Genomic DNA, 6,356 nt, shown 5'->3' with positions numbered 1-6,356 from the left:
TTTTGATATTACCGGTAAAAACGAAGAAGAATTGCGTGCAGCTTGTAAAGATTTAGGAATAGAGGTAGATGATTCCATGGGGAAAGGAAAATTGATTGATGAGATTTTTGGAGAAAAATGTGAAGGAAACTATATTCAGCCAACATTCATTACAGATTACCCTAAGGAGATGTCTCCATTGTGTAAGGAGCACAGAGACAATCCTGAATTAACAGAACGTTTTGAGTTGATGATTTGTGGTAAAGAAGTAGCCAACGCTTATTCTGAATTAAATGACCCTATTGATCAAAGAGAACGTTTTGAAGCACAATTAAAATTAGCCGAAAGAGGAGATGATGAAGCATCGAACTTTATTGATGAAGACTTTTTAAGAGCTTTAGAATACGGAATGCCACCAACCTCTGGTTTAGGAATAGGAATGGATCGTTTGGTGATGTATTTAACCAACAATCAATCTATACAAGAAGTATTGTTCTTTCCGCAAATGAGACCAGAGAAAAAAGCTCCAACTGTAGAATTAAATGAAGATGAAAAAGCGGTGTTTGAGTTACTTCAAAAAGCAGAAAAAATTGCTTTGGCAGATTTAAAAACACAATCTGGTTTGTCTAATAAAAAGTGGGACAAAACGATTAAAGGACTTACAGGTAAAGATTTGGCTAATGTAAACAAAACTGATGAAGGTTTGTTTGTAACATTGGCATAATTCCATTACTTATATAAATAACAAGCAGGCTATATTTTTGTAGCCTGTTTTTTTGTGTCTAAACTTTTGTGTTTTCAAAAAAATAGCAATATAATAAACAAGAGCCCGTTGCTTTATATACAGCAATGCCTATCTTTAAATTAAGAAAAAAACAAAATCGATTTATGAAAAAAATAATCAAAATTACAGGAATTACTTTGGCAGTGCTTTTGTTGCTGCTATTGCTGATTCCGATGTTATTTCAAGGAAAAATAGAAGAAATAGTTAAAGCTCAAATCAACAAAAATGTCAATGCTACTGTTAATTTTGATGCGGTTTCCGTTTCTTTATTCCGAAGTTTTCCGAATGTTTCTGTAGATGTACAAAAACTATCGGTAGTAAACAAAGCTCCTTTTTTAGGCGATACTTTAGCTTCGGTAGGGCATACGTACATCAACCTTAGTTTGATGAGTTTGCTAAAAACGCCCAAGGTAAACAGCATTAAAGTTTCGGAGGTGTATGCCAACATCAAAATAAATAAAGACAGCGTAGCGAACTACGATATTGCCATTCCTTCAGAAACCAAAATTACTAAGGAAACAAGTTCAGAAACTGCTCCATTTTCGATGGCTATTCAAGATTATAGTTTGGAAAACATCAACATAACTTATGTAGATGAAACAGGAAATATGAGTGCAAAGGTGGTAGATTTTAACCATACAGGGTCTGGAGACTTGTCTAAAAATGTATTGCAGCTAGATACTCATACAAAAGCCAAAGCAATTTCGTTAATGATGAATGAAGTTGCGTATTTAAAAGATTTGCAACTTAAATACGATGCAAAAGTTGGGGTTGATTATAGCAAAGATTTACAACTAACATTTAAAGACAATGTGTTGCATATAAACGATTTACATTTGTTGTTCGATGGTGTTTTTACGCTGTTAGAAAACCAGTACGATTTAGATGTTACGTTTGCTTCGGAACAATCAAAGTTTAAAAGTTTATTGTCTTTAATACCCAATGCTTACACAACAGACTTTCCTAAGGTAAGCACCACGGGAGCTTTAGATTTAAAAGGAAAAGTAAAAGGAGTTTACTCCAACAAAACCATTCCAACATTAGATCTTGTGGTTAAAACACAAAATGCTAGTGTTAAATATCCAGATTTGCCCAACACCATCCAAAACATCAATTTAGACACTCATATAACCAATACAACAGGAAAGCTTGATGATACCAAGGTAGAAATAAAAGATTTTGGTTTTCAGATTTTAAAAGATGTTTTTAAGGCAAATTTAACAGTAACACAATTGGAATCTAACCCTAAAATTAAAGCCAATATAAAAGGGCAGATAGATTTGGCAAACGTAAAAAATGCTTATCCAATACCACCTTTGGAGTATGAGTTAAAGGGAGTTGTAAATGCAGCAATTGCCACCTCTTTTGATTTGAATTCTATAGAAAAAGAACAGTTTCAAAATGTACAAAGTAATGGAGTATTGGTCTTAAAAAAATTAATGTTAGGGTCTGACTTTACTCCAAATCCTATTTCTATAGAAAAGACCAAATTAACTTTTAACACCAAAAACGTTTCTTTGGATGAAACCTTAGTAAAAACAGGAACTTCGGATATAAGTTTGCAAGGAACTTTAGATAATTTATATGGCTATTTATTTTCTGATTCAAGCCTAAAAGGAAAGATGTCTGTACAATCAACCATGTTTAAGGTGAGTGATTTTTACCAAGCTGATACTACAGCTGTTGCAACAAAAGAAGACAAGAGTTCGCAACCAACAAAAGAGTCTGAGAAGACTACACAAATAAAATTTCCAAAAAATATAGAAGCAGAAGCAACAGTGGCTGCTAAGAAAGTAGTTTACGACAATATGGAGCTAACCAATTTTAAAGGAAAAGCCATACTAAAAAATCAAAAAATTACGTTTACTAAAGCCGATGCAAATGTATTTGGTGGAAGCATTGCAATAGATGGATCGGTAGATACCAAGCCTAGCAAAACTGCATACGATTTTGATATGCAATTAAAACAAGTAGACATAGCAAGTGCTTTTAGAGGCATGGGAATGTTGCAAAAAATAGCTCCAGTTATAGGAGCATTTAACGGACGATTTGATACCAAATTGGATATTAACGGAATACTAGGAAATGATTTTATGCCCGATTTGTCTAAGCTAACAGGAGATGCTTTTGCCAATTTACAAGTAGACAAAATAGATGCAAGTCAGAATAAGTTTTTGTCTTTGGCTGAAAATAAAATGAACTTTTTAGACTTTGATAAGTTTGATTTAAAAGATTTACAAACCAAAGTTACTTTTAAAAACAGCAAAGTAAACATACAGCCATTTACGTTTAAAATAAAAGATATTCCTGTTACAATAGATGGATCTCATAGCTTTGATAATCAGATGAATTATAACTTAAAGTTAGATCTTCCGGCTAAGTATTTAGGAAATCAAGCTGCTAGTATTGTAAGCAAATTATCGGGAGCGGAGCAAGATCAGTTACGAGTTCCCTTAAACGTTTCTGTAGGAGGAACAATTGGAAAACCAACGGTAGTACCCGATATGAAATCGGCAGTAACTTCATTAACAAAAGCAGCTTTAAACAATCAAAAAGAGCAGCTAAAAGAAAAAGCTGCAGATAAGATTAAAGATTTTTTGGGAGGTTCAACTAAAAAAGAGACAGACACTACAGCAAACGAAAAATCGTCTAAAGACAATTTAAAAAAAGCAGGAAAAAAAATATTAGAAGGATTGTTTGGAAACTAATTTTTCTTTGTATCCTCGGGCGAATTTAAAGGAACAGCTATATGTATGGTTGTTCCTTTATTTTTTTCAGAGCTAATTCTTAGTTTACCACCAATAAATCCCATGCGTTCTTTCATAAACCTAAGTCCGTTTCCAGTTCCTTTGAAGCTATCGCTAGAAGCATTGGGGTCAAATCCTGTTCCATGATCTTCAATCTTAATTTTTAGGTAAGATTCTGTGTGGCTTATAGCAATTAGAATATGATCAGAATTGGCATATTTAAGAGCGTTGTTTAAGGCTTCTTGTACAATTCTGTAAATGTTTACTTCCACATTTTTTTTCAAACGTTTGTCAAAACCTGTAGTATTATCAAAAATTACATTTTGTCCTGTAAAATTTCCTACCATTAAGGCTAGTTTTTTAATGGCAGAAGTTACCCCATGATCTGAAAGTTCAGGAGGGGCAAGGTTAAAGGTAACCGTTCTTACATCTTTTATTAGCTGACCAAATACTTCTTTTAAGGCATCTAAGCTTTGTTCTGCTCTTTGCTGATCGGATAAATCTATACTATCAATGTTAAAGCGAAGGGCAGTTAGCATTTGTCCAATTCCATCATGAATATCTTTAGCAATACGCTTGCGTTCATCTTCTTGTGCTGTCATAATTTGTTGTGAAAGATCTTTTTGTGATTGTACTTCGGCAACAAACTTGTTTCTGTTGGCTTTTTGGATTTCTAGTCCAGCTACTTTTCTCTGGGTAATGTCATGACAAACAATTAATCTACGTTTAGAATTTCGAATATTATCCATATTGATAATAGACATTTCCATCCAAATAACTTCTCCTTGATGATTGGTAAGTCGCAATTCTTTATTTACCAATTCTCCTTTAGCACTATTAAGAATTTTACGAATTCTGTGATGTTGGTTGTGTTTGTATGTAAGGACTTCTTCAAATTTTCTAAAGGTTAAATCTTCTTTGTGTCCCAGGTATTCTTCAAATTTTTTACTAATGTAAGCAATCCTGTTTTCATCAGTAATGGTAGCATATAAGACAGCATTGTTTACTGCAAAATTCAGTTCTCTAAAACGCAGCAATGTGTTTTCTCTAGAAGAAAGTGGTCGGTCTGTGTTGTGAATGTTATTTTTAATGGCCAATAAATCGGTAATCAAATCTAGATAGGTAATGTAAGTGGGTTTTATCAAACGGAATAAAATCCATCCTAAATAACCTAAAATAAATGAAGAAAAAATCCCCAAATAAATTTTTAGTTTTTTGATGTCATCTTGGGTCATTAAAACAGTATTCTCTTCAGAAAGTTGGTCATTGATAATATAACTTAACACAATAACAATAGCAAATAGTAAGAAAAAAGCTCCTCCTATTTTAGATCTTCTTTTTTGCAAAAGAGAACGTTCTCTGTCTGATAAATACGTGTCTAATAAACCCATAATTTATGCCAGTGCTTTTTGAATCAAGGCAAGTCCAGTTTCAGAAAAAGGCAGTTGCAAAGCAGCTTGATGACCTTTTTCAGACATTTTTGCCCAAGTTTTTTGAACAATATCTACTATTTTTTCTTCGCTGTGTTTTTCAGCAAAATCATCAAAATAGAACTCTAAAAATACCAAGCAAATTACATCTTCTAAGGCCTGAGTAAGTTCGTTCTTTTTTAGTTGCTTCTTTAATAACAAAAACTGGACTTCATCAATTATTTCTTGTTCGTATCCCACAGAATTCAAAATTTCTGAAGCCTTGCTAGCATGTAGTTTTTTTAACTCATTACGCCATTTTAGATAACCTACACGATCCATAGGATAGCTGTCTCTGGGAATTTCCCATCTACAAATATGTTGACATCTGGCAGCTAATTTTAAAGACTCTGGAGCATCGGGCATAAAATCTGCTAGTTTTTCGCTCATTCTAAGACCGTACAAATATTCTTTAGGAAAAACCTGTTCTTTGTATTTTTCTTGATTAGGATCCTTTTTGTTTTGGGCATCCATCAATGCTATGGCTTGATTGTATTTCATGCTAGTATAAGTTGTTTGCGAAAAAGCAAAGTTCGTTAAAACAATGTTGAATAAAAAAAGAATTGATACAGACTTCTAAAAAATTACGTATTTTTTGTTGTAGATTTACGTATATTCGTCGTAAATTTACGTATATTTTTTTAGTCACTGTTTTTTAGTACCCTAAGCAAAATTAAAATGAGTCAAATTAACATATTATTAGTAGATGATCACCTGTTGGTAAGAAATGGATTGCGTTCTCTTTTAGAAAGTGAACCAAATTTTACCGTAGTAGGTGAAGGAACTAATGGTCAAGAAGGTGTTGATATGACGCTAAGCTTAAAGCCTGATATTTTAATTATAGATGTCCGCATGCCTGTAATGAATGGAATTGATGCTGTTTCTGAATTAACCAAATTAAGCACAGAAACAAAATCCATTATCCTGTCAATGCACGATTCTGAAGAGTATATTCTAAAAGCGATTTCTGCAGGGGCTAGTGGTTATTTATTAAAAGATACCAATAAAGAAGAATTTGTAAAAGCAATTACAAGTGTATACAATGGAGGGAAATACTTTAGTGGAGATACGACCGATGCCATTGTAAAGAGTTTAATTAACGGAGGTGCTACTGTACCACAAAGACCCACACCTGTTTCTAGAAATGAAGTGTCTAAATTAACCAAAAAAGAAACTGAGATTTTAGAATTTATTTTAAACGGAAACACCAATCTAGAAATAGCCGAAAAGCTAGGAAAAAGCAAGCGTACCATAGAAACACATCGTTTTAATTTAATGAAGAAATTGGATGTGAAAAACTTGGTAGAACTATCTAAAAAAGCACAAGAGCTAGGGTTTTAATGTTTTTTTGATAACTAACATTTTTTAATATCTTTA

At 32.9% G+C, this 6,356-nt stretch carries 5 protein-coding genes; 3 read left to right on the top strand and 2 right to left on the bottom strand.

What is annotated here, in order from left to right; translation table 11 throughout:
• A partial coding sequence (locus FS85_RS0102395; protein WP_010134397.1) for an amino acid--tRNA ligase-related protein occupies window positions 1–703 on the top strand: 703 nt, incomplete at its 5' end.
• A gap of 164 nt (window positions 704–867) precedes the next feature.
• Window positions 868–3,471 carry an AsmA family protein gene (locus FS85_RS0102390; RefSeq protein WP_010134396.1) on the top strand — a complete coding sequence of 868 codons (2,604 nt, stop codon included), beginning with the start codon at window positions 868–870 and terminating at the stop codon, window positions 3,469–3,471.
• Here FS85_RS0102390 and FS85_RS16035 read toward each other — a convergent pair.
• Window positions 3,468–4,901, bottom strand: coding sequence for a PAS domain-containing sensor histidine kinase (locus FS85_RS16035; protein ID WP_010134395.1), 1,434 nt, complete (start codon window positions 4,899–4,901; stop codon window positions 3,468–3,470). The two genes, FS85_RS0102390 and FS85_RS16035, sit on opposite strands and share 4 nt — an antisense overlap.
• 3 nt (window positions 4,902–4,904) lie before the next feature.
• On the bottom strand, window positions 4,905–5,480 hold the full coding sequence (locus FS85_RS0102380; protein ID WP_010134394.1) for a DUF4202 domain-containing protein: 576 nt from the start codon (window positions 5,478–5,480) through the stop codon (window positions 4,905–4,907).
• A 177-nt stretch (window positions 5,481–5,657) separates the two neighbouring features.
• On the opposite strand from FS85_RS0102380, the gene FS85_RS0102375 reads away from it, so the two are divergent.
• Window positions 5,658–6,320, top strand: coding sequence for a response regulator transcription factor (locus FS85_RS0102375; protein WP_010134393.1), 663 nt, complete (start codon window positions 5,658–5,660; stop codon window positions 6,318–6,320).
• Window positions 6,321–6,356: the final 36 nt, after the last annotated feature.

Source organism: Ochrovirga pacifica (genome assembly GCF_000220525.1).
In the GTDB taxonomy this organism is placed as follows: domain Bacteria; phylum Bacteroidota; class Bacteroidia; order Flavobacteriales; family Flavobacteriaceae; genus Ochrovirga; species Ochrovirga pacifica.
This window is presented reverse-complemented; position numbering and strand designations above follow the sequence as displayed.

Coding starts and splice junctions, on each gene's coding strand:
- FS85_RS0102390 (WP_010134396.1), top strand. CDS start 868: ATGAAAAAAATAATCAAAATTACAGGAATTACTTTGGCAGTGCTTTTG.
- FS85_RS16035 (WP_010134395.1), bottom strand. CDS start 4,901: ATGGGTTTATTAGACACGTATTTATCAGACAGAGAACGTTCTCTTTTG.
- FS85_RS0102380 (WP_010134394.1), bottom strand. CDS start 5,480: ATGAAATACAATCAAGCCATAGCATTGATGGATGCCCAAAACAAAAAG.
- FS85_RS0102375 (WP_010134393.1), top strand. CDS start 5,658: ATGAGTCAAATTAACATATTATTAGTAGATGATCACCTGTTGGTAAGA.